Genomic DNA, 23245 nt, shown 5'->3' with positions numbered 1-23245 from the left:
CACAGGAGAGACCATGAGGTTCACGGACAAGGTCATCGTCGTCACCGGGGCGGCGCAGGGCATCGGCGAGGCGTACGCGAAGGGACTGGCCGCCGAGGGTGCCGCTGTCATCGTCGCCGACCTGAACGAGGAGAAGGGGCAGCAGGTCGCCAAGGAGATCGAGGCGGCCGGCGGCGTCGCCAGGTTCGTACGCTGCGACGTCTCCGACCACGCGTCGGCGGCCGCGCTGGTGGCCGAGACGACCGAGGCGTACGGCGGGATCGACGGGCTGATCAACAACGCCGCGATCTACGGCGACATGGCCTTCGACCTGCTGATCACCGTCGACTGGGACTACTACGAGAAGTTCATGAGCGTGAACCTCAATGGGGCTCTGGTGATGACCCGTGCCGTCTACCCGGCGATGCAGAAGCGGGGCGGCGGGGCGATCGTCAACCAGTCCTCGACCGCCGCCTACCTCTACTCCGGCTTCTACGGGCTGGCAAAGGTCGGCATCAACGGCCTGACCCAGCAGCTCGCCCACGAGCTCGGCGGGATGAACATCCGGGTCAACGCGATCGCGCCGGGGCCGACCGACACCGAGGCGACCCGCACCCAGGCCGGTGACGCGGCCAAGGAGATGACGAAGCAGATGGCGATCAAGCGCCTCGGCACCACCGAGGACATGGTCGGGACCGCGAAGTTCCTCCTCTCCGAGGACTCCTCGTGGATCTCCGGCCAGATCATCGCCGTCGACGGCGGCGGGACGTTCCGGCTGTGACCGCGGCGGCCAGGACACGCGCCGGGTTCGTCGGGCTCGGCAACATCGGCAAGCCGATGGCGCTCCAGCTCGCCGGCACGGACGGGATCGAGCTGTGGGTGCACGACATCGCCGAGGAGCCCGTCGCCGAGCTCGGTGCCGCCGGTGCGAAGGCGGCCGGCTCGGTCGCCGAGCTGGCCTCGGCCGTCGACGTGCTCAGCGTGATGGTGCGCGACGACGACCAGGTGCGCCAGGTTCTCGCCGAGGTGCTCACCGCGGTCGGCGACCGGTCGGGGCGTGACCCGCTGACGGTCCTGGTGCACTCCACGGTGGCCCCGGAGACACCGGCAGAGCTGGCCGCGACCGCCGAGCCGCACGGCGTGAACGTGCTCGACGCCCCCGTGTCCGGCGGCCCGATGGGAGCCGCCGAAGGCACCCTGGCCATCCTGGTGGGCGGCAGTCCTGAGGCGTACGCAGCGGCCGGCCCGGTCCTGGCGGCGATGGGCTCCAAGGTGGTCCATGCCGGCCCGGTCGGCGCCGGGACCAGGTTCAAGCTGGCCCGCAACCTGCTCCACTTCGCCTCCTTCACCGCCGCCACCGAGGCCCAGCGCCTCGCCGAGGCGGCCGGGCTCGACCTGGTGGCGCTCGGCGAGGTCGTACGCCACACCGACGCGATCACCGGTGGCCCGGGCGCGATCATGCACCGCGACACCACCGCGCCGATCGAGGAGACCGACTTCTGGCACAGCGTCTTCGGCCACGTGGTCGCGCTGGGGGAGAAGGACCTCGGCTTCGCGATCGCGCTCGCCGACGAGCTCGGCGTCGAGGTGCCGCTCGCCCGCCTCGCCCTCGACCGGTTGGCACCCGGCCTCGGGCTCCCCAAGGACTGAACAAGGAACACGCACATGAGTACAGGACACATGAGTGAGGGCACCGACAAGTTCGCCGACCTCCCCGAGCAGCGCGCCACGGGGCTGCGCAAGATGGAGGAGGTCTACGGCTTCGACATGGCCGACGGCGAGGGCGACTTCTTCCGCTACACCGCCGACCATCTCTTCGGGGACATCTGGCAGCGCCCGGGCCTGACCACCCGCGACCGCCGGCTCCTGCTGATCGGCCTGCTCGCCGGCCAGGGCGCCGCGGACGTCCTCGGAATCCAGATCCCCGCGGCGTACGCCAACGGCGAGCTCTCCGAGGACGAGCTGCGCGAGATCGTGGTGTTCCTGAGTCACTACGCGGGATGGCCGAACGGTGCCAGGATGAACACGGTCGTCGAGGAGGCGATCGGCAAGGCCAAACGGAGGGCTCAGCGCTCATGACGTACGTCATCACCCAGTCGTGCTGCAACGACGCCTCCTGCGTGGAGGTCTGCCCGGTCGACTGCATCCACCCCGGGCCCGACGAGCCGGGGTTCGGCGCTGCCGAGATGCTCTACGTCCACCCCGACGAGTGCATCGACTGCGGAGCCTGCGAGGACGCCTGCCCGGTGAACGCGATCTTCCCGGACTACGAGGTCCCGGACGCGTTCGCGCCCTACGTCGACATCAACGCGGCCTTCTTCGAGTTCACCGGCGAGCAGGAGGAGCCCGCGCCGCTGCCGCCGCCGGGCCCCAAGATCACCGGCACCGGACCGCTCGAGGTGGCCGTGGTCGGGGCCGGCCCCGCGGGTTGGTACGTCGCCGAGGAGCTCGCCACCACCCGCCGCTGCGACGTCGAGATCACGGTCATCGACCGGCTCGCGACCCCTTACGGTCTGGTCCGCTACGGCGTCGCGCCGGACCACCTGGACACCAAGGAGATCGTCTCCGGCTTCGCGAAGACGGCCCGCCACCGTCGGGTTCGGACGCGCTACAACGTCGAGATCGGGCGCGACGTCACCCACGAGGAGCTCCTCGGCGCCCACCACGCGGTCGTCTACACCACCGGCGCCGGCGAGGGCCGCAGCCTCGGCCTGCCGGGGGAGGAGCTGCCGGGCTCGACCTCCGCGGCGGAGCTCGTGGGCTGGTACAACGGCCATCCCGACCGAGCCGAGCTCACCTTCCCGCTCGCGCACGAGCGGGCGGTCGTCATCGGCAACGGCAACGTCGCCCTCGACCTGGCCAGGCTGCTGCTGGCCGACGAGGAGGCCCTGACGGCCTCCGATCTGGCTCCGGTCGCGCTCTCGGCCCTGGCGGCGAGCGGCATCCGCGAGGTCGTCGTCACCGCCCGCCGCGGCGCCGAGCACGCCGCCTTCACCAGCCCCGAGCTGCGGGCACTCGCCGACGACCCGGGCATCGACGTCGTCGTCGACGAGGCGGACCTGTCCGCCCTGCCGACCGAGGCGGACACGACCGAACGCAACGCCCACACCTTCGGAGCGCTCCAGAAGGCCGACCTGCTCCGCGAACTGGCCGCCCGGCCGCGTACCGACGCCGCGAAGCGGCTGGTCCTCCGCTTCGGCCTGACTCCCACCGAGATCCTCGGCACGGAGACCGTCACCGGAGTGCGCTTCGCCAGCGGCGAGGAGATCGAGGCAGGGCTGGTGGTCCGGGCCACGGGCTACCGCTCCGCGGGCGTCGCCGGCGTCCCGAACGAGGCGGGCACCGGCCGCTTCCTGCACGAGGCCGGCCGGGTGGTCGGCGCCGAGGCCACCTACACCGCCGGCTGGGCGAAGCGCGGTCCCAGCGGGGTGATCGGCACCAACCGGGCGTGCGCCGCCGAGACCGTACGCACCCTCCTGGACGACTACGCCGCCGGCTCGCTCGCCGACCCCGCCGGAGAATCCCTCGACGATCTCCTTGCCGAGCGCGGCGTGATCGTCGTCGACCAGACCGGTTGGAACACGCTCGACACCCATGAGTGCGAGTCCGGCAAGGAGGTCGGCCGGCCGCGGGCGAAGGTGACCGACCGGGAGGAGCAGGTGCGGATCGCGGCCCTCGCTCGCGTCTGACCGCTCCCGTTGGGGATGTCTGCAAGAGTGGGTGAAAACCGATTCCTCGGGGGAAAGGCACTCCATGTCAGGCAGCGACTACAAGGACTGGAACCAGTCGATCATCGATGAGTTCCGCTCGAACGACGGCAACGTGACCTCGGTGCCGTTCGGACGCGGGCTCGTGCTCGTGCACCACACCGGCGCCAAGACCGGCACCGAGCGGGTCTCGCCGGTGGCCAACCTCCACCCGGACCCCGACACCTGGCTGATCGCCGCCTCCAAGGCCGGCGCACCCGAGAACCCGGCGTGGTACCACAACCTCCTGGCCCATCCGGAGACCAAGATCGAGACCCCCGACGAGGGGGTCGTCGAGGTCGAGGTGACCGAGCTGACCGGCGCCGAGCGCGACGCCGCCTGGGATCGCTTCAAGGCGATGAGCCCGGGGTTCGGCGAGTACGAGGCGAAGACCGACCGGGTCATCCCGGTCCTAGCGCTGCACCGCCGCTGAGCTGGGTTCTTAGACCGGGGTGATCGGCAGCGACCGGCGCGGCTCGAAGGCGAAGTCCGCGCCGGTGCTGAACCTCACCACCGCGACCTCGTTGGCCTCGGGAGCGGGTTCGGTGCGGCGTACGACCTCGACCCGCCAGCCGTCCTCGACCGTGTCTCCAACGGACCCCACCTCGACGTCGAGGTGAGGGTCGAGGGCCTGCACCGCGACCCGGAGCGGAACGAACCATTCCGGCCCGATCAGCGAGACCCAGGCGCCATCCTCGTCGGCGGCCGAGGGCCGGACGATCAGCGCGTCGGTATCCACCTCGACCGAGACGTACGCAGCGGGGTTGAGCATCGGATGGAGCGCGAGCAGCCGCAGGGCGCCCTTGGCGTCCGGCGGCAGGGAGAGCGCCCGGGCGAGACGTGAGCCGGCGATGCCGGCGACCCCGACCAGCTGCTTGCGGCGGATGTCGACGAGCTGCTCGGGCGAGGTCACCCGCGACTCCAGCGCGAGGGTGAAGCCACGGTCGAGCAGCGCCATCTGCAGGCAGACCTCGTCGGCGATGCGGACCAGTGCGGAGTGGGAGAAGGCGGCCAGATCGAGGTCGGAGACCAGCGGCCCGGCGTAGTCGGCGGCGCCGTCCTCGGAGGGATCGATCGGTGCCAGCTCGAGCCGCGCTGCCCGGGAGAGCTCGTTGACGGCGAGCTCGGGGATCGCCACCGCCTCGGGGTGGGTGTCGTCGATGGTCACGGTCCAGCGGCAGTGGGGCGTCCGGCCGGCCGGCACCCGCGGCGGCCGGTGGACCGGGCGCACCTGGGCCCGGGGGTGGGTCGCGATGGCGGTGGCGTCGAACGTCGGGTCCTCGATGTCGTGGCACATCCCGCGGACGTACTCCTCGCCCATCGGCTCGACGTCCATGAGCGCGCCGCAGTGGTCGAGGTGGAACTCCCCGTGGCGGTCGTCGTGGACGGTGTAGCGGAAGTCCATGAACTGCGGCGGCGCGCCGATGTCGAGCTGGAGGCCCTTGAAGATCGTCGGTACGTCACCCTGCCCGGCAACTGCCGGCGCGTAGCCCAGCGCGGTCTGCATCCGCCGGGTGTAGATCGGCGAGGCGGCGGCCCACTCCACGATCGCGATCCGGAGCATCTCCTCACGCCCGAACGCGGAGATGCACCATGCCATCCCGGAGCGGTCGATCAGCTGGCCGATCAGAAGGAGCTCGCGGACGACCTCGGCGAGCTCCTCCCGGGTCAGCTCGGCATAGTGGGAGACGGGCGTCAACGGATGTGGAGCTTCCGCATCCAGCGCAGCGACGCCTGCATCTGCTTGGCGTAGTCGTCGAAGGTCTGCTTGCCCTGTGGCCCCATGACCTGCTTCTTCAGGGTCGCGACGTTCTGGGTCTCGGTGTACTTCAGCAGCCCCTGGTCACCGTGGCGGGCACCGACGCCGGACTGCTTCATGCCGCCCGAGGGGGTGGACTTCGAGGCGTACGCGGTGGCGAGGCCGTCGTTGATGTTCACGTTGCCCGACTCGATCCGCGCCGCGATCGCCTGGGCGCGCTTGAAGTTCGTGGTCCACACCGAGGCGTTGAGCCCGTAGTCGGTGTCGTTGGCCAGCTCGATGGCCTCCTCGAGCGTGGAGTAGCGGTGCAGCGAGACGACCGGCCCGAAGGTCTCGGTCACCCCGTGGAGCATCTCCTTCGTGGTGCCCTCCAGGATGGTCGGCTCGAAGAAGGTCGGCCCGATGTCGGGGCGCGCCTTGCCGCCGGTCAGCACGGTAGCGCCCTTGGCGACCGCGTCCTCGACGTGCGACTGCACCCGCGCCAGGTGATCGGGGGAGACCAGCGCACCGAGGTCGGGCCCGAAGGCGTACGCCGCCTCGATCCGCATCCCCTCGACCGCGGCCACGAACTTGTCGCGGAACTCGTCGTACATCGCATCCGGGATGTAGATCCGCTCGATGTGCATGCAGATCTGGCCGGTGTTGCCGAAGACGGCGAACATCGAGCCGCCGACGGTCTCGTCGATGTCGGCGTCGTCGAGGACGATCATCGGGTTCTTGCCGCCGAGCTCGAGGCAGGCGCCGATCAGGTTGCGCCCCGCCTGCTCGCCGATCACCCGGCCGGTCGCGGTCGAGCCGGTGAACATCGCGTAGTCGACGTTGTCCAGCATCGTCGGGCCCACGTCCGGGCCTTCGCCGCAGACCACCTGGAACAGGCCTTTCGGCAGGCCCGCCTCCTCGAGCAGCGAGATCCCGAACAGCGGCGAGAGCGCCGTCTTGTTGTCGGGCTTGAGCAGCACGGCGTTGCCGGCCATGAGCGCCGGGATCGCATCGGAGAGGCCGGTCGCGAACGGGAAGTTCCACGGCGCGATGATCCCGACCAGACCACGCGGCGGGTGGCGCTCGATCGAGCTGGACAGCACTGGCATCACGCCCGGACGCTTCTTGTCCTTGAGCAGCTTCGGGGCCCGCTTGAGGTAGTGCGAGATCACCATCGGCGGGTCGCAGACCTCCTCGAACGCGATCCGCCGGGCCTTGCCCGACTCGGCCTGGATGAGGTCGGCGATCTTGTGCTGGTTGCGCAGGATCAGCTCGTGGGCGCGCTTGAAGACGGCCAGCCGCTCCCGGAGCGGCGTCGCCGCCCACGCGTGCTGAGCAGCCCGGCCGGCTTCAGCGGCCCGCTCCACGTCCGCCGGTGAGGACTGCGGCAGCGCCACCAGCACCTCACCGGTGTAGACCTCGGTCAGCTTCCAGGACGCACCCGTCGAGGACGGGACCCGGGAGACCAGCTCGGCCAGCAGCTCCTCGGTGATCCAGTCGGGGCGGCGTACGTCTGCTGTCTTCGCGGTGTCAGTGCTCATGTCTGCTTCCGATCAGCGGTTGTCGAGGACGGCTCTACAGAGTGCGGTCGAGAATGAAGGCTGCGCAACGGTCACCGATCATGACCGCGGGAGCGTTGGTGTTGCCGCCGATGATCGACGGCATGATCGAGGCGTCGGCGACCCGGAGGCCGTCGATGCCGCGTACGCGGAGCTGCGGGTCCACCACGGCGCGCTCGTCGACTCCCATCCGGCAGGAGCCGACACCGTGGTAGATCGAGGTCGCACGGTTGGTGACCTCGTCCTTCATCGCCTCGGCGTCGATCGCCTTGCCGGGGTGGATCTCCGACTTGACCTGGTCGCCGAAGGCCGGGGCGGCCATGATCTCGCGGATCATCTCCACGCCCTCGAGCAGGACGCGCTTGTCGTCGGGCTCGGCGAGGTAGTTGAAGTCGATCAGCGGCTCGGCGGTCGGGTCCGCGCTGCGCAGCCGCAGGGTCCCGCGCGAGCGCGGGTAGATCAGCGACGACATCACCGTCAGTGCCGCCCGCGGGTCGACCTCGTGACGGATCGGCGCGTCCTGGTTCGGCGAGGGATAGGCCCAGGGGAGGACGTGCAGCTGCAGGTCGGGTACGTCGGTGGCCAGCGAGGTGCGTACGAAGCCGACCGTCTCGAAGACGGTGTGGCCGAGGATCGACTTGCCGACCGTCTGCTCCTTGAGGACCGCCTTCCCGAAGTAGCCGGCGGTGCCATGGTGCAGCGCGGTCGGCATCTCCCAGGTGGTCGGCACGAACATGTGGTCGTGCAGGTTGTCGCCGACCGGCAGCTCGTGGACGGTCTGGATCCCGTGCTCGGCCAGGTGGGCGGAATGACCGATTCCGGAGAGCATCAGCAGCTGCGCGGAGCCGAAGACGCCCGCGGAGACGATGACCTCCTGGGTCGCCGAGATCGTCTGCGGACCCTGCCTGGTGAGGATCTCGACGCCCTTGGCCCGGCCGTTCTCGATCACGATCTTCGAGACGTGCACCTGGGTGAGCGTGGTCAGGCTCGGTAGTTCCTGGTCGTGGAGGTAGCCCCGCGAGGCGGAGTAGCGCAGCCCGTCGATCGCGCTCTGCTGGAACGTCGAGACGCCCTCCTGCTCGGCGCCGTTGTAGTCGTCGAGCACCTTCACGTCGAGGGTCTCGGCGGCCGCGCGCTGGAAGGAGAGCGACGCCTCGGTCGGCCGCGGGTGCTTCATGACCTTGATCGGCCCGCCCGTGCCGCGGTAGTCGGAGCCACCGCCCTCGTAGTCCTCGACCCGCCGGTACGCCTCGTTGACCGAGTCCGCGTCCCAGCCGGTGTTGCCCTCGGAAGCCCAGGCGTCGTAGTTGGCCCGGTTGCCGCGGACCCACAGCAGGCCGTTGATGGAGGAGGAGCCGCCGAGCACCTTGCCGCGCGGCTGGGGGAGCTCGCGGTTGCGGGCGTGCTGCTGGGGGACCGTGTGGTAGCCCCAGTCGACGAGCTTCTTCAGCCGCGGCTCGGCGTGGAGAGGCCCGATCATGCCCGGCTTGGTCACCAGGTAGTTGCGCCTGTCGTTCTTCCCCGCCTCGAGCAGGATGACCGACTTGCCGGCCGCGGCCAGGCGGCCGGCGACGGCACAGCCGGCCGAGCCGGCGCCGACGACGACGTACTCGGCCTCGGTGATCTTGGACTTGGGCACGATCAGATCCTCTCGATGATCGTCGCGGTGGCCTGAGCGCCACCGGCGCACATCGAGACCAGCGCGGTGCTGGCGTCGCGGCGCTCGAGCTCGTGCAGCGCCGCGGTGAGCAGGCGGGTGCCGGTGGAGCCGACCGGGTGGCCGAGCGCGATCGCGCCGCCGTTGACGTTGATCTTCTCCTCGGGGACCTGGTGCACCTTGGCCCAGGACATGACGACGCCGGCGAAGGCCTCGTTGACCTCGGCGATGTCGATGTCGCCGATCGTCATCCCGGTGTCCTTCAGCGCCTTCTCGGTCGCCTGGACGGGGCCGTCGAGGTGGTAGTAGGGGTCGGATCCGACCAGGTTGGAGGTGACGATCCGCGCCCGAGCCTTCAGCCCGAGCGAGGCGGCGACCGCGGAGTCCATGAGCAGCAGCGCCGAGGCGCCGTCGGAGATCTGCGAGGAGGTGCCGGCGGTGTGGGTGCCGCCCTCGAGCACCGGGCTGAGCCCGGCCAGCTTCTCGAGCGAGGTGTCGCGGATGCCCTGGTCCTCGGTGACGGTGCGTACCGAGTCGGTGGGCTTGCCCTCGTCGTCGAGCATGGGGGCTTCGACGGCGAAGATCTGGCTCTTGAAGTGGCCGGCGTCGCGCGCCTGGCGCGCCTTGACCTGTGACCACAGCCCGAACTCGTCGACCTCGTTGCGGGAGAACCCGCGGTTCTTCACGATCCGGTCGGCGCCCTCGAACTGGTTGGGCAGATCGATGTCCCAGTCTGCGGGACGCGGATCGCCGGCGCCCTTGGGCACGTTGGCACCCAGCGGGATGCGTGACATCGACTCGATGCCGCAGGCGATGCCGACCTTGATCTGGTCGGAGGCGATCATCGCGTTGATCAGGTGGGTGGCCTGCTGGGCAGAGGAGCACTGCGCGTCGATGACCGTGGAGCCGGTGTGGATCGGCAGCCCGGCATGGAGCCAGGCGCGGCGGACCATGTTGTTGGACTGCTCGCCCACCTGCGAGACGCAGCCGCCGATGACCTGATCCACCAGGTCAGGGTCGATTCCGGCGCGCTTGAGCACCTCGACCTGGGCGGCGCCGAGCAGGACGCCCGGGTGCAGACCCGCGAGCCAGCCCTTGCGCTTGCCGACGGGGGTACGGACGGCTTCGACGATGACGGGCGTGCCCATGGAACCTCGCTCTTCGGGGGGTTTCGACAAGTCGCTGGTGCGCGGGCGCGCACCGTCACGCCTGGTGACGTGACACCGGTTACACTCGATTGTTCCAAAGTAGAACGTGTTCTCGTTTGGCGCAACCCTTGTGTGATGCTGGGCACTGTGTGAACATAAACTAGAACGTGTTACAGAAAAGACCTCGAAGGAGCACACCCGTGACCGCTCTCCCCGTGGATTTCGATCCGACTGATCCCGTGCTCAACGAGGAGCGGGTCCCGCTCCAGGAGTTTCTCGAGCTTCGCAAGAACGCCCCGGTGTGGTGGGTCGAGCAGACGCCGGAGGCACGCGCGGGCTTCCTCGACACCGGGTTCTGGGCGGTGAGCAAGCACGAGGACATCCTCGCCGTCTCCAAGGACAACGAGAACTTCGGCACCAACGAGAACGGCGTGATCATCCGGTTCGCGCCCGACATGACCCGCGAGCAGGTCGAGCTGCAGCGCGCGATGCTGATCCACCACGATGCGCCCGACCACACCAAGCTGCGCCAGATCATCAGCCGCGGCTTCACCCCGCGGGCGATCAACGCGCTCAAGGACCGTCTGGTCGAGCGGGCCAACAACATCGTCGACGACGCCCTGGCCAAGGGCGAGGGCGACTTCGTCGCCGAGGTCGCCGCCGAGCTCCCGCTCCAGGCGATCGCCGAGCTCCTCGGAGTCCCGCAGGAGGACCGGCGCAAGCTCTTCGACTGGTCCAACCAGATGCTCGCCTACGACGACCCGGAGTACAACGCCGACCCCGAGGCCGCCTCCATCGAGATCCTGACGTACGCGATGACGCTGGCCGCCGAGCGCAAGGCGGACCCCAAGGACGACATCATCTCCAAGCTCGTCAACGCCGAGCTGGAGGGCGGGGCGCTGGGCGATGACGAGTTCGGCTTCTTCGTCATCCTGCTCGCGGTCGCCGGCAACGAGACCACCCGCAACGCGATCTCCCACGGCATGCAGGCCTTCTTCGACAACCCCGACCAGTGGGAGCTGTGGAAGAAGGAGCGCCCCGACACGATGGTCGACGAGGTGATCCGCTGGGCCACCCCGGTCACCGTCTTCCAGCGTACGGCGCTCAACGACGTCGAAGTCGGTGGCCAGCTCGTCAAGAAGGGCCAGCGCGTCGGCATCTTCTACGCCTCCGGCAACCACGACGAGGACGTCTTCGACGACCCCGACACGTTCGACATCACCCGCGAGCACAACCCCCACCTCGCCTTCGGTGGTCACGGCGCCCACTACTGCATCGGCGCCAACCTGGCTCGGATGGAGGTGCGGATCATGTTCGACGTGATCGCCGACCGGATGCCCGACCTGAAGCCCAACGGCGCACCGCGCCGCCTGCGTCACGCGTGGATCAATGGCATCAAGGAGCTTCCGGTCACCTACGCCTGACCAGGAACCCTGACATTGGAGAAGTGGGGCCGGCGGAACGGATAATGCGCCGGCACCCACTTCTTCAGTGCTTCGTGGACCACCTCGTAGAGCCCCTGCTCGTACGCCTCGGTGGTCACCCACCAGCTGACGTCGACGTCGTACGCGGCCAGCTCCTCGCTCAGCGCCTGCCGGACGCCCAGCGGATAGAGATAGGCACACCCGACGTAGCCCAGCGTGGGCGTCTCCAGGACGTAGGAGAACGACTTGTTCTCCTTCCACTCGCCCTCGTGCCAGACCAGGTCGATGTAGTCGTCCTCCTCCGACGTCAGCCCGTCCGGCCACCCGCCACCCCGGGTCGCGTTGATGAGTTCGCGGTCGGCGTTGATGGCGCGTACGTCATCGGCCAGACACTCGCGCGACAGCGGCCGCGCCGTCAGGTCGCCGTGGGTGAGCACCCGCGGCGCCTCGAACCCGTCCGGGACGACGAGCAGCTTGCTCAGTCCTGCGTAGCCCATCTCCCTCACCCGAGCTCACCGGCGAGCTGCTTGGCGAGGGTCGAGCGGATCGCGAGCCCGATGCGGTCCCTCTCGGCCGCCGGGATCTGCTCGTCCTCGGGGACGTCGAGGTAGCCGAAGACCTTCGGCCCCTTCCTGTCCTCGGGCTGATCCGGCATCCGCGGGACCAGGTGAACGTGCAGGTGGTGGTATCCGGCAGTCTCGGAGAACTGCATGACATAGGTCTTCTCGCACTGGGTCAGGGTGCGCAGCGCCTGCGAGAGCTGTCCGAGGAGTGTGCCCAGTTCCGCATGCCCCTCGGCATCCAGCGCATCGAGGGCGGTCACATGCTCACGGGCGACCAGGACCAGCCAGCCGGGCAGCGATGTGTTGAACGCATGCGCGGCCCGCCAGTGCTTGGTCGTCACGATCGATCCACGAGGCGTATGGGCCTCGGCTTCGCCGATGGCACAGGTCTGGCATTCCATGCCGATTCACGTTAGCCGATGCACACGGTCGTTACGGATGTGACGAATGAGGCACCTCGTCTGTCACACCTGCAACGACCGTGTGCGTTTCAGTTCGAGGGCGGCTGTGAACCCACGACCCACATCGAGAAGAACTGCGACCCGCCGCCGTAGGCGTGCCCGAGCGACCGCCGGGCGCCGTCGACCTGGTGCTCGCCGGCCCGGCCCCTGACCTGCAGGGCGGCCTCGGCGAATCGGAGCATGCCGGAGGCGCCGATGGGGTTGGAGGAGAGCACTCCGCCGCTCATGTTGACCGGGAGGCTGCCGCCGATCGCGGTCTCGCCGGCCTCGGTGAGCTTCCAGCCCGAGCCCTCGGCGGCGAAGCCTAGGTTCTCGAGCCACATCGGCTCGAACCAGGCGAACGGCACGTAGATCTCGGCACAGTCGATCTCGCGGGCCGGGTCGGTGATCCCGGTCGCCTTCCACAGCGCCGCCGCGGCCTCGCGGCCCGCCTGCGGGTTGACCTGGTCGCGCTCGGCGGCCGAGGTGGGCTCGGAGCGCATCACGGTGCCGTGGATCCAGGCGGGCGCCTCGTACGTCTTGGCGACGTCCTCGGCGGCGATCACCATCGCGCAGGCGCCGTCGGAGGACGGGCAGGTCTCGTCGTAGTGGATCGGGTCCCAGAGCATCTGCGACGCGAGGACCGACTCGACCGTGGTGCCCTCGTTGTGCAGGTGCGCGTACGGGTTCTTCAGCGCGTTGTTGCGGTCCTTGGCCGCGACGATCGCGCCGATGTGCGAGGGCGCGTTGGCGCGGCGGATGTAGGAGCGTACGTGCGGAGCGAAGTAGCCGCCCGCGCCGGCGTGCACCGGCATCACGAACGGGATCGGCACGGAGAGCGCCCACATCGCGTTGGACTCCGACTGCTTCTCGAAGGCGACGGTGAGGACCTTCTTGTGGACGCCGGCCTGCACGAGCGAGGAGGCGACGATCGCGGTCGAGCCGCCCACCGAGCCAGCGGTGTGCACGCGCAGGAGCGGCTTTCCGGCCGCCCCCAGCGCCTCGGCGAGGTAGAGCTCAGGCATCATCACGCCCTCGAACAGGTCCGGTGCCTTGCCGATGACGATGGCGTCGACCTCGTCGAGGGTCAGCCCGGCGTCCTCGAGGGCCCGGTCCATCGCCTCCCGGCACAGCCCGGCCATCGAGACGTCCTCGCGCTTGGCGCGGTGGTGGGTCTGGCCGATCCCGATCACGGCCGCGGGAACCTTGCTCACTTGCCACTCCCGTTCTCTTGGGCTTCCATCACGCACACGAGGTTCTGCTGCAGTGCCGGACCGCTGGTCGCGTGGCCGAGCACCTTGTCGGCCGACCCGTCCCAGATCCGTTTGGCGGCCTCGCCGATCCGGATCGCGCCGGCGCTGAACATCGGGTTGGCGGCGAGCGCGCCACCCGAAGGACTGATCTGTACGTCATCACCGAGCCCGAGCGCCGAGCGCAGGACGAGCTCCTGGTGGCTGAACGGTGCGTGCAGCTCGGCAACCTGAACACCCGCGGTGCCGCCCACGGCGGCCGCTGCCCGCGCGGCCGAGCCGGAGATCGTCAGGTCGCGTGTGCCGAGGTGGAGACCGTCGGAGCTGTGCGCGATGCCGGTGATCCAGGCCGGACGCTGGTTGGCGTCGTACGCCCGGTCGCCGGCGGCGAGCACGATCGCGGCCGCGCCGTCGGTCACCGGAGCGCAGTCGTGCTTGCGCAGCGGGTCGGCGAACATCGGCCGGGCGAGCAGCTCGCTCACCGTGGAGCCGCCGGCCCGGACGGCGTACTCGTTCTTCTCCGCATCGGTCAGCGACCGGTTGACCACGTCGGCCAGCGCGGTCTCGTCCCAGAGCCCGGCGTCGAGCCCGAGGCGCGCCTGGAGCGCGGCCAGGGAGACGGTGTCGGGCCACAGCGGCGTCATCGTGTAGGGGTCGAGCTGCAGCGTCAGCGTCCGGCGCAGCACACCCGCCGACGCCTTGCCGAAGCCGAAGACCAGCGCGGTGTCGACCTCGCCGGTCTGGATCTTCAGCCAGGCCTCGTAGAGCGCCCAGGCGGCGTCCATCTCGACGTGCGACTCGTTGACCGGAGGCAGCACCCCGATCGCGTCGATCGCGCTCACGAACGAGAACGACCGGCCGGCAAGGTAGTCGGACGAGCCCGAGCACCAGAACCCGATGTCCTTCTTGGCCCATCCGGTCTGCTCGTAGCACTCGGCCAGGATCGGCACGAGCAGCTCGGCCATGCTCGGCGACCCGTCGAAGTCCTTCATCTGTCGCTGGGCGAACCCGACGACGGCAACGTCTCTCACTGAGCGCTCCTCACAGGTGGTGCTTGTAGCTGTCGAAGTCCGCGTCCGGCTCACCGGTCGGCGCGAAGTGGCTGATGTTCTCGATGCTGGTGCCCCACTCGTCGCGCGGCTTCCAGACCGCCTTGACCCGCATCCCCATCCGGACCTCGTCGGCCGGGATGTCCAGGATCAGGTGCTGCAGCGCGATGTCGGCGCCGTCGAGGAGGACGTACGCGGAGACGTACGGCGGCTTGATCTTCTGCCCCAGGAACGGGACGTTGACGACGCAGAACGTGGTCACCGTGCCGACGTGGGAGAGCTCGATCTCCTCCGCGGTCGGCACCCCGTCGGTCGGGCAGGCGCCCCGCGGCGGGACGTAGACCTTCCGGCACTTCGGGCACCGCTGGCCCAGGATCCGGCCTTCGGCCAGGCCGCGGAAGAACGATGACTCCTCCGGCGAGGCCGCGTAGTGGTAGTCGAGGCTGACCGGGGTCACGATCAGGCTGACGTCTTCGCCTCCGGCGGGCGCCGGGGTGCCTGGCTGGTCGCCGCCGTCGGCCTCGAAGACTAGGTCGTTGACCGAGCCGGTCCGCTCCTGCGCCCATCTGGCTCGGACCCTCATCCCGGTCTCGATGTCGTCGGGGGAGGCGACGTCGACCGCATGCAGCCACGGCGTGTCGGCGCCGTCGATGGTGATCAGGGCGTACGCGAACGGCCTCTCGAACGGTTGGCCGGCGACGGGCTCGCTGACCCAGGTCCACGAGGTGACCGTGCCGGTGTCGGGAAGCTCGACGAACTCGGTCACGGCCTGGTGCGTGACCGGGTCGTACTCAGGGGGTGGGACTGCGACTCGACCGTCGCCGAGGCGGCCGCCGACGATGGTGGTGTCTCGTAGTCCGGTGAGGAAGCGGCCGATCACCGGGCCTGTGGATCTGGTGTAGTCGAAGGCGACCGTCACGGGTGCCTGCAAGGTGCGACTCATGACAGAAAGTGAAACACGTTCTAGTATTGGCCACAACCTTTACGTGGTGACTAAGGAGTCGATGAGAGTGAAGTTGGGGCTACAGCTTGGCTACTGGGGCGCACAGCCACCGACCGGTGTCGGCGAGCTCGTCGCCGCCGCGGAGGAGGCCGGGTTCGATGCGATCTTCACCGCCGAGGCCTGGGGGAGCGACGCGCTCACGCCACTGGCCTGGTGGGGCCGGGAGACCTCCCGGGTCCGTCTCGGCACCTCGATCGTGCAGATGTCCGGGCGTACGCCCACCTCGATCGCGATGCACGCACTGACCCTCGACCATCTCTCCGGCGGCCGGTTCGTCCTCGGGCTCGGCGTGAGCGGTCCGCAGGTGGTCGAGGGCTGGTACGGCCAGCCGTTCGGCAAGCCGCTGGCCCGAACCCGCGAGGTCGTCTCGATCATCCGCCAGGTGCTTGCCCGGGAGGCGCCCGTGACCAACGACGGGCCGCACTACCCGCTGCCCTTCACGGGCGAGGGTTCGGTCGGGCTCGGCAAGCCGCTCAAGCCGATCGTGCACCCGCTGCGCGCCGACATCCCGATCTGGCTCGGCGCCGAAGGTCCCAAGAACGTCGCCCAGACCGCCGAGATCGCCGACGGCTGGATCCCGATCTTCTACACCCCCAGATCCGCCCCGATGTACGCCGACTGGCTGGCCGAGGGCTTCGCCCGACCCGGGGCGCGGCGTACGGCCGAGGACTTCGAGATCGCCGCGACCTGCCATCTCCAGATCGTCGCGGATGCGGAGGAGAAGCAGGCCGCGCTCGAGGCCATGAAGCCGTTCGCGGCCCTCTACATGGGCGGGATGGGCGCCAAGGAGCAGAACTTCCACAACCAGGTCTTCGAGCGGATGGGCTACGCCGAGCTCGCCGGGCAGGTCCAGGCGCTCTACCTGACCGGCGACAAGGCCCAGGCCACCGCCCTCATCCCCGACGAGCTCGTCGACGACCTGCACATCATCGGCACCGAGGGCGAGGTACGCGACAAGGTGGCGCAGTGGGAGGAGACCGGTGTGACCACGCTGCTGTTGAGCCTCGGCTCGGCCGCCGACGTCCACCGCATCGCCGAGGTGCTCGGATGACGGCTGGGTGCATCTCCGGGAAAGCACGCTGATGGCGGTCTACGCCGTCACCGGATCGGCCTCGGGGATGGGAGCGGCGGTGGTCGAACGGCTCCTCGCCGCCGGTGACCGGGTCGTGACAGTCGACGTCGCCGGGGCCGATGTCGTCGCCGACCTGTCGACGCCTCAGGGTCGCCGCGACGCGACGGAGAAGGTGCTCGCCGCCTGTGGCGGCCGGCTCGACGGCGCGGTCCTCGCGGCCGGGCTGGGGCCGGCGCCGGGGCGCGATCGGCCCGCTCTGATCACGCAGGTCAACTACCTCGGCGTCGTCGAGCTCCTCGAGGGCTGGCGCGAGGCGCTCGCCGCCACAGGGAACGCCAAGGTCGTGGTCTTCTCCAGCAACTCGACCACCACCATGCCGCTGATCCCGGCACGGGCGGTCGCGGCGCTGCTCGAGGGCGACGCGGAGCGGGCGCTGAAGGCGTACCGGATCTTCGGGAAGCAGGCGCCGGCGATGGCCTACGGCGCCTCGAAGGTCGCCGTGACCCGCTGGGTGCGGCGGCGCGCGGTCGAGCCCGAGTGGGTGCAGGCCGGGATCCGGCTCAACGCGATCGCGCCGGGCGCGGTGCTGACGCCGCTGCTGGAGAAGCAGCTCGCGACGCCGGGGGAGGCGAAGGCGATCCGGTCGTTCCCGGTCCCGGCCGGCGGCTACGGCGACCCGGGGTTGGTCGCCGACTGGGTGATCCACATGCTCGGCCCTGCGGCTGACTTCATGGTCGGCAGCGTCGTCGTGGTCGACGGCGGTACCGACGCCTGGTTCCGCGCCGACGACTGGCCGCGGCCGGTGCCGGGCAGACGACTGCGGGGCTATCTGCGCAGGATGCGCGAGTTCAGGAAGGTACGCGCATGACCGACTCCACGACCGACCCGCTCGCTCCGGCGTCGCTGGGTCCGGTGACCCTGCGCAACCGGGTGATCAAGGCGGCGACCTTCGAGGGCGCCTCGCCCGGGGCGCTGGTCTCCGACCGGCTGATCGACTACCACCTCGCCGTCGCCGAGGGCGGCGTCGGGATGACCACGGTCGCCTATCTCGCGGTGTCCCCGGAGGGACGTACGCATGCCGACTGCATCTACTGGCGCCCGGAGGCGCTGGCCGGGCTGCGGCGGCTGACCGAGGAGGTCCAGGCGACCGGCGCGAAGGTCTCGGCCCAGATCGGTCACGCCGGCCCGGTGGCCAACGCCAAGTCCAACGGGGTGCCGTCGCTGGCGCCGACGCGGTCGTTCAACGCGCTGGGGATGGCGTTCAACCGCGCCGCGACCGCGGCAGACCTCGCCCGGGTCGTCGAGCAGCACGGTGCCGCGGCCCGGATGGCGGTCGAGACCGGCTTCGACGCGATCGAGGTGCACCTGGGCCACAACTACCTGCCCAGCTCGTTCCTCAGCCCGCGCCTCAACCCGCGCACCGACGAGTACGGCGGGTCGCTGGCCAACCGGGCCTCGTTCCCGCGCCGGATCCTGGCCGCGGTGCGGGAGGCGGTAGGCGACCAGGTCGCTGTGCTCACCAAGATGAACATGCGTGACGGCTACCGCGGCGGGTTCGACCTGCCCGAGTCGGTCGAGTTCGCGCGCCTGCTCGAGTCCGACGGCCACCTCGACGCGCTCGAGCTCACCGGCGGCTCCTCGTTCATGAACCCGATGTACCTCTTCCGTGGCGACGCTCCCTACCGCGAGATGGCGGCCAACATGCCGCTGCACCCGGTGATCAGGATGGGCATGCGGATGGTGGGCAAGGGCTTCTTCAAGGAGTACCCCTACAAGCCGCTCTACTTCCTCGACAACGCCCGCGAGTTCCGCCGCGCGCTTAGCATGCCGCTGGTCCTCCTCGGCGGGGTCACCGACCTGACCGGGATGCGGACCGCGATGGACGAGGGCTTCGAGTACGTCGCGATGGCCCGCGCGCTGCTTCGCGAGCCGGACCTCGTCAACCGGCTCCGGACCGACCCCGCGACGGTGTCGCGATGCACCCACTGCAACCTGTGCATGTCGACCATCTATCCGGGGACCCACTGCCACCTCGACGACGAGCACGTCTACCGTGAGGCTCACCCGATCCTGCTGCCCCCATCGTGCTGAGCCCATCCTGAAGGCGAGGAACCAGATGTCCATGCACTACGGACGCGCCCACCACCCGCAGGCTCCTGCCGGATACGTCCACGACGACATGACCAAGGCTGAGATCAAGGAGCGGGAGGCCACGCTGGTCCCGCTGACCGACTCGGTGCGCGGGCTCGTCGATGCGGTCGTACGCACCCAGGTCTCGGACGCGGTCCTCGACGACGTACGCCGCCGGGTCGAGGCGCTGACCGATGAGCTGCTCGCCGAGGCGCTGCCTGGTCCGCACGGGGTCCGGTTCGGTGCGGACGGCGGCTTCCGCAACTACGGCAACCCGGTGGTCGGGAAGGGCAACGCCTTCGCCCCGCCGCTGGCGGTCCAGCGCGACGGCGAGAATGTCTGGGCCGACTTCGAGCTTGGTCCGGCGTACGAGGGCCCGCCGGGGCTGGTCCACGGTGGTGTCTCGGCGCTGATCCTGGACCAGCTGCTGGGTGAGGCCGCCTCGGCGGGTGGTCGCCCCGGGATGACCGGCACCCTGACGATCGTCTACAAGCACGGGACCCCGCTGGGTCCGCTGCGCGGCGAGGCGCGGATCGCATCGACCGAGGGTGTGAAGGCGGTCGTGCGCGGCCGGCTGCTGACCCGGCCGGCCGACGGCTCCGAGCCGGTGCTGTGCGTCGAGGCCGAGGGCATCTTCATCCTGCCGCGCTGGGCCCGCGAGGCGATGGCCGCCGTCGACCGGGACCACGTCGGCGACGCCTGAATCGACTCTCGCCGCAGCAGCCTCGCACGGGACTAGAACACGTTCTAGTTTCGCGGTAGGGTGCGGGCATGGATACCAGGCGCATCGGTCCCCACAACGGTCATCTGATGGTCTCGGCGCTGGAGCGCCACAAGAACCGTCCGATCATTCATCTCGGAGACGTGAGTCTGACCGGGGCGGAGGTGGCGGCGCGGATCAGTCAGTACGTCCAGGCCTTCGAGGCGCTCGGCGCCGGCACCGGCTCGGCGACCGCGCTGCTCGCGCTCAACCGCCCCGAGGTGCTCTTCATCCTCGGCGCCGGCCAGACCCAGGGATTCCAGCGCACGGCGCTGCACCCGCTGGGCAGCGCGGAGGACCAGGCGTACGTCATCAACGATGCCGGGATCACCGGTCTGATCATCGACCCCTACTTCGCCGATCGCGCGGTCGAGCTGCTGGAGATGTGTCCTGGGCTGAAGCGGGTGCTGACCATCGGGCCGGTCCCGCCGCAGCTGGCCGATGTCGGCGTCGATCTCGTCGCCGCCGCGGAGACCTATCCGGTCGAGCCGCTCGCGGCGAGGCTGCTCCCGCCCGACCATGTCACCTCGATCACCTACACCGGCGGGACGACCGGGAAGCCGAAGGGCGTGATCGGGCTGTCCGGGTCGTTCGCGACGATGACCCAGGTGCAGCTCTCGGAGTGGGAGTGGCCCGAGGCGCCCAGGTTCCTGATGTGCACACCGCTCTCGCACGCCGGCGCCGCCTTCTTCGTGCCCGTCGTGATCAAGGGCGGTACCCTCTTCGTGATGCCGAGGTTCGACCCGGCCGCCGTCCTGGAGACCATCGAGCGCGAGCGGATCTCCTCGCTGATGGTGGTCCCGACGATGCTGTACGCCCTCCTCGACCACCCGGACTCCCGCACCCGCGACCTGTCCTCCCTCGAGACCGTCTACTACGGCGCCTCCGCGATCAACCCGGTGCGCCTGGCGGAGGCGATCGAGCGATTCGGGCCGATCTTCGCGCAGTACTACGGCCAGTCCGAGGCGCCGATGGCGATCACCTACTTCGCCAAGGGCGACCACGTCGACGCCGACGGGAAGCCGCTCACCCATCGGCTCACCTCCTGCGGCCGGCCGTCCGCCCTGGTCCGTACGGCCCTGCTCGACGCGGACGGCCATCCGGTCGCTCCTGGTGAGCCCGGCGAGATCTGCGTCGCCGGACCGCTGCTCTCCGGCGGCTACTGGCAGCTGCCCGAGGTCACCGCCGAGACGTTCCGGGACGGCTGGATGCACACCGGCGACGTCGCCCGGGAGGACGAGGACGGCTTCTGGTACATCGTCGACCGCACCAAGGACATGATCGTCACCGGCGGCTTCAACGTCTTCCCCCGTGAGGTCGAGGACGTCATCGCGACCCATCCCGTGGTCGCCCAGGTCGCCGTCATCGGCACCCCGCACGAGAAGTTCGGCGAGGCGGTCACGGCCGTGGTCGTCCCTCGTCCTGACGCCGTGCTCTCGGACGAGGTCGTCACCGAGATCCAGGCCTTGGTCAAGGAGCGGAAGGGCTCCGTCCATGCGCCCAAGTCGGTCATCGAGATCGACGCGATCCCGATGACCGCCCTCGGCAAGCCGGACAAGAAGGCCCTGCGCGCCCGCTTCTCGCAGTGACGTACGTCAGGGGTAGCGCACCACGTAGCGAAGGTGGGTCACCCCGCGGCCCTCGAGGCGCCGGGTGAGCTCGAGCTCGACCGGCCCGACGCCGTCGTCGGGGAAGAGCCGTCTCCCGGCGCCGAGGAGCACGGGCACGAGATGGACCTCGATCTCGTCGAGCTGGCGCGCGGCGAGGAGCGCCTGAGCGAGCCCGGCGCCGTGGGCCATGACGACCTTCTCGCCGGACGCCTGCCGGGCCTCGTCGGCGCACCGGTCGACGTCGGTGAAGTAGCGGGCGCTGCCCGGCGGGACGTCGTCGGGGTGATGGGTGAGCACGTGGATCGGCACGCCGTCGTGGTGGTCGCCGCCCCAGCGGTCGGCGAGCTCATAGGTACGCCGCCCGGAGATCAGCGCCCCCGTGGCGAGGTACTCGCGATAGACGTCGCCGTTCACCCCGGCGCCGTGACGGTCGTCGAGCCAGTCGAAGATCCGCCCGCCGCCCCGACCGAGCCCTTGGCCGCGGCGGTCGTCCGGGCCGGTGACGAAGCCGTCCAGGGTCATGGACATGGACAGACGGACAGGTGTGCGTGAGGTGCTGGACATGGATCCTCCTGGTGGTGGTCAGGCGCCGCGGACGGCGGCGCTCACCAACACCACGATCGAGATCCTGCCGATCCGACACGATGAGCTCGGCGGTCCCGCTACGCTGCCTCCTGATGTCAAGCACGTCGGCAACGGGCTATGGGGTCGTCGCCAAGACCCTTCACTGGCTGACGGTCGCCGCCTTCGTGATGCAGTTCGTGGTCGGCTATGCCATGTCGACTGAGACCGACTGCGACCCGCCGGCGGAGGACCGCAGCGGCGGGGACACCTCCGACGCGGAGGAGGAGCGGATCGACCGCCTCGAGGAGGCCTGCGAGGCCCGGGTCGGCGACGAGGGCTCGCTCGACACCGCCTGGGCCGACCTGTGGGGCGGAAGCATCGGCGCCGACGGCATCAGCCTGCCGGAGCTGCACATCCTGCTCGGCCTGGCCATCCTGCTTCTCGGCGGTCTGCGTGTCGCCTGGCGCATGATCGCCCCGCTACCACCGTGGGACCCGCGACTCACCGCGACCGACCGACGGCTCGCCCATGTCACCGAGCGGGTGCTGCTCTCGCTGATGTTCGTCGTCCCGCTCACCGGCCTCGCGCTGGTGGCGGTCTCCGACGACGTGGTCGCGCTGCACATCGCCGCCCACATCGCGTTCTTCGTTGCGCTGGGCGCCCATCTGCTGCTGGTGCTGCGGCGTGGGCTGCTTCCGCGGATGCTGCCAGGGGCTGCGTACGTCAGGAAGGGTCGGGCCTGACGGGGCCTCAGCGTCCCTTGAACTCGGGCTTGCGCTTCTCCAGGAAGGCCTTGGGGCCCTCCTTGGCGTCCTCGGAGGCGAAGACGGCGGCGCCGACCTTGGCGTCGTCGGCCCAGGCCTCCTCCTCGTGCTTGCCCTCGGACTCGCGCATGGTGCGGAGGATCGCCTGGACGGCCAGAGGCCCGTTGGCGGCGATCATGTCGGCGAGCTCGTGGGCCTTCTCGAGCGCGGTGCCGTCGGGGACGACGTGGCCGATGAGGCCGAGCTCCTTGGCCTCCGGGGCGAGCAGCGTACGTCCGGTCAGCAGCAGCTCGGCGGCGACGGTGTAGGGGATCTGGCGGGGGAGCCGGACCGCGGAGCCTCCCATCGGGTAGAGCGACCAGCGGGCCTCGGCGACGCCGAACTTGGCCGACTCGCCGGCGACCCGGATGTCGGTGCCCTGCAGGATCTCGGTGCCGCCGGCGATCGCGGGGCCCTCGACGGCGGCGACCAGCGGCTTGGTGAGCCGGAAGCCCTTGAGCAGGCCCTTGATCACCGTCGGGTCGAAGCCCTCCTCGAACGACTCCGAGGGCGGCTTCTCGTCGGCCTTCTTCAGGTCCATCCCGGCACAGAAGTAGCCACCCGCGCCGGTCAGGATGCAGACCCGGATCTCGGGGTCCGAGTTCACCCGGTCCCAGGCGTCCTCCATGATCCGCAGCATCTCGGAGGAGAGGGCGTTGCGGCGCTCGGGACGGTTCATCGTGACGATGAGCTTGTGGCCGTCCTGCTCGACGATCGCGTGCGGCTGAGCAGAAGATTCTGTGATCGGCA

Annotated in this window: 23 protein-coding genes; 12 read left to right on the top strand and 11 right to left on the bottom strand. The window is 69.9% G+C overall.

The features are described 5' to 3' along the window. The first annotated feature begins 13 nt into the window (after positions 1-13). The 5 genes from ABZY89_RS12540 to ABZY89_RS12520 all read left to right on the top strand — a co-directional run bounded on the left by ABZY89_RS12540 (position 14) and on the right by ABZY89_RS12520 (position 4158). On the top strand, positions 14-760 hold the full coding sequence (locus ABZY89_RS12540) for an SDR family oxidoreductase (RefSeq protein ID WP_355227547.1): 747 nt from the start codon (positions 14-16) through the stop codon (positions 758-760). Further along, positions 757-1629, top strand: coding sequence for an NAD(P)-dependent oxidoreductase (locus ABZY89_RS12535; protein WP_355227545.1), 873 nt, complete (start codon positions 757-759; stop codon positions 1627-1629). Before ABZY89_RS12540 ends, ABZY89_RS12535 begins: the two co-directional genes overlap by 4 nt. 15 nt (positions 1630-1644) lie before the next feature. Next, positions 1645-2058: a carboxymuconolactone decarboxylase family protein gene (locus tag ABZY89_RS12530; RefSeq protein ID WP_355227543.1), complete on the top strand. Its 414-nt coding sequence runs from the start codon at positions 1645-1647 to the stop codon at positions 2056-2058. Next, positions 2055-3668, top strand: coding sequence for an FAD-dependent oxidoreductase (locus tag ABZY89_RS12525; protein WP_355227541.1), 1614 nt, complete (start codon positions 2055-2057; stop codon positions 3666-3668). Before ABZY89_RS12530 ends, ABZY89_RS12525 begins: the two co-directional genes overlap by 4 nt. 64 nt (positions 3669-3732) lie before the next feature. Then, positions 3733-4158 carry a nitroreductase/quinone reductase family protein gene (locus ABZY89_RS12520; protein WP_160023301.1) on the top strand — a complete coding sequence of 142 codons (426 nt, stop codon included), beginning with the start codon at positions 3733-3735 and terminating at the stop codon, positions 4156-4158. Between the two features lie 9 nt (positions 4159-4167). Here the strand turns inward: ABZY89_RS12520 and ABZY89_RS12515 are convergent, their stop codons facing one another. The 4 genes from ABZY89_RS12515 to ABZY89_RS12500 are packed head-to-tail and all read right to left on the bottom strand — an operon-like array spanning position 4168 to position 9827. Further along, entirely contained in the window at positions 4168-5424 is a 1257-nt protein-coding gene (locus ABZY89_RS12515; RefSeq protein ID WP_355227539.1) for a hypothetical protein, read from the bottom strand. Next, positions 5421-7004 carry a succinic semialdehyde dehydrogenase gene (locus ABZY89_RS12510; RefSeq protein WP_355227538.1) on the bottom strand — a complete coding sequence of 528 codons (1584 nt, stop codon included), beginning with the start codon at positions 7002-7004 and terminating at the stop codon, positions 5421-5423. Before ABZY89_RS12510 ends, ABZY89_RS12515 begins: the two co-directional genes overlap by 4 nt. 34 nt (positions 7005-7038) lie before the next feature. After that, positions 7039-8661, bottom strand: a complete 1623-nt coding sequence (locus ABZY89_RS12505) for a GMC family oxidoreductase N-terminal domain-containing protein (RefSeq protein ID WP_355227536.1) — start codon at positions 8659-8661, stop codon at positions 7039-7041. Between the two features lie 2 nt (positions 8662-8663). Beyond that, positions 8664-9827, bottom strand: a complete 1164-nt coding sequence (locus ABZY89_RS12500) for a steroid 3-ketoacyl-CoA thiolase (RefSeq protein WP_355227534.1) — start codon at positions 9825-9827, stop codon at positions 8664-8666. Between the two features lie 200 nt (positions 9828-10027). Here ABZY89_RS12500 and ABZY89_RS12495 point away from each other — a divergent pair, with 200 nt between their 5' ends. Beyond that, complete coding sequence (locus ABZY89_RS12495; RefSeq protein WP_355227533.1) at positions 10028-11251, top strand: cytochrome P450; 1224 nt, start codon at positions 10028-10030, stop codon at positions 11249-11251. Here ABZY89_RS12495 and ABZY89_RS12490 read toward each other — a convergent pair. The 5 genes from ABZY89_RS12490 to ABZY89_RS12470 all read right to left on the bottom strand — a co-directional run bounded on the left by ABZY89_RS12490 (position 11242) and on the right by ABZY89_RS12470 (position 15496). Further along, positions 11242-11748 carry a GNAT family N-acetyltransferase gene (locus ABZY89_RS12490; RefSeq protein ID WP_355227531.1) on the bottom strand — a complete coding sequence of 169 codons (507 nt, stop codon included), beginning with the start codon at positions 11746-11748 and terminating at the stop codon, positions 11242-11244. The genes ABZY89_RS12495 and ABZY89_RS12490 overlap by 10 nt on opposite strands. A gap of 5 nt (positions 11749-11753) precedes the next feature. Then, on the bottom strand, positions 11754-12155 hold the full coding sequence (locus ABZY89_RS12485) for an HIT family protein (protein ID WP_355227529.1): 402 nt from the start codon (positions 12153-12155) through the stop codon (positions 11754-11756). Positions 12156-12304: 149 nt separating this feature from the next. Next, positions 12305-13468: a thiolase domain-containing protein gene (locus tag ABZY89_RS12480; protein ID WP_355227527.1), complete on the bottom strand. Its 1164-nt coding sequence runs from the start codon at positions 13466-13468 to the stop codon at positions 12305-12307. Further along, positions 13465-14535 carry a thiolase domain-containing protein gene (locus tag ABZY89_RS12475; RefSeq protein ID WP_355227525.1) on the bottom strand — a complete coding sequence of 357 codons (1071 nt, stop codon included), beginning with the start codon at positions 14533-14535 and terminating at the stop codon, positions 13465-13467. Before ABZY89_RS12475 ends, ABZY89_RS12480 begins: the two co-directional genes overlap by 4 nt. Positions 14536-14545: 10 nt before the next feature. Continuing rightward, on the bottom strand, positions 14546-15496 hold the full coding sequence (locus ABZY89_RS12470) for an OB-fold domain-containing protein (protein ID WP_355227523.1): 951 nt from the start codon (positions 15494-15496) through the stop codon (positions 14546-14548). A gap of 61 nt (positions 15497-15557) precedes the next feature. Here ABZY89_RS12470 and ABZY89_RS12465 point away from each other — a divergent pair, with 61 nt between their 5' ends. From ABZY89_RS12465 to fadD8, 5 genes are all read left to right on the top strand, one after another. Further along, positions 15558-16607 (top strand): LLM class F420-dependent oxidoreductase, encoded by a 1050-nt coding sequence (locus ABZY89_RS12465; protein ID WP_355227521.1) that lies wholly within the window; start codon positions 15558-15560, stop codon positions 16605-16607. A gap of 7 nt (positions 16608-16614) precedes the next feature. Beyond that, the gene (locus tag ABZY89_RS12460; RefSeq protein WP_355227519.1) at positions 16615-17496 is read left to right on the top strand and encodes an SDR family oxidoreductase; all 882 of its coding nucleotides are present in this window, start codon (positions 16615-16617) and stop codon (positions 17494-17496) included. Continuing rightward, positions 17493-18719 (top strand): NADH:flavin oxidoreductase, encoded by a 1227-nt coding sequence (locus ABZY89_RS12455; RefSeq protein ID WP_355227517.1) that lies wholly within the window; start codon positions 17493-17495, stop codon positions 18717-18719. Before ABZY89_RS12460 ends, ABZY89_RS12455 begins: the two co-directional genes overlap by 4 nt. A 25-nt stretch (positions 18720-18744) precedes the next feature. Next, on the top strand, positions 18745-19461 hold the full coding sequence (locus ABZY89_RS12450) for a PaaI family thioesterase (protein WP_355227515.1): 717 nt from the start codon (positions 18745-18747) through the stop codon (positions 19459-19461). A 68-nt stretch (positions 19462-19529) separates the two neighbouring features. Then, positions 19530-21107 (top strand): fatty-acid--CoA ligase FadD8, encoded by a 1578-nt coding sequence (fadD8, locus tag ABZY89_RS12445; protein ID WP_355227513.1) that lies wholly within the window; start codon positions 19530-19532, stop codon positions 21105-21107. A gap of 6 nt (positions 21108-21113) precedes the next feature. Here fadD8 and ABZY89_RS12440 read toward each other — a convergent pair whose 3' ends face one another. After that, on the bottom strand, positions 21114-21692 hold the full coding sequence (locus tag ABZY89_RS12440; RefSeq protein ID WP_355227511.1) for a dihydrofolate reductase family protein: 579 nt from the start codon (positions 21690-21692) through the stop codon (positions 21114-21116). A gap of 113 nt (positions 21693-21805) precedes the next feature. Here ABZY89_RS12440 and ABZY89_RS12435 point away from each other — a divergent pair, with 113 nt between their 5' ends. Continuing rightward, complete coding sequence (locus ABZY89_RS12435; RefSeq protein WP_355227509.1) at positions 21806-22435, top strand: cytochrome b/b6 domain-containing protein; 630 nt, start codon at positions 21806-21808, stop codon at positions 22433-22435. 7 nt (positions 22436-22442) lie between these two features. On the opposite strand, the gene ABZY89_RS12430 is transcribed toward ABZY89_RS12435, so the two are convergent. Continuing rightward, complete coding sequence (locus ABZY89_RS12430; RefSeq protein ID WP_355227642.1) at positions 22443-23240, bottom strand: crotonase/enoyl-CoA hydratase family protein; 798 nt, start codon at positions 23238-23240, stop codon at positions 22443-22445. Positions 23241-23245 lie beyond the last annotated feature (5 nt).

This window comes from Nocardioides sp. NPDC006303 (assembly GCF_040613175.1).
GTDB lineage: Bacteria > Actinomycetota > Actinomycetes > Propionibacteriales > Nocardioidaceae > Nocardioides.
The sequence above is the reverse complement of the archived record's forward strand: the minus strand, read 5'-3'. Positions and strand labels throughout refer to the sequence as shown.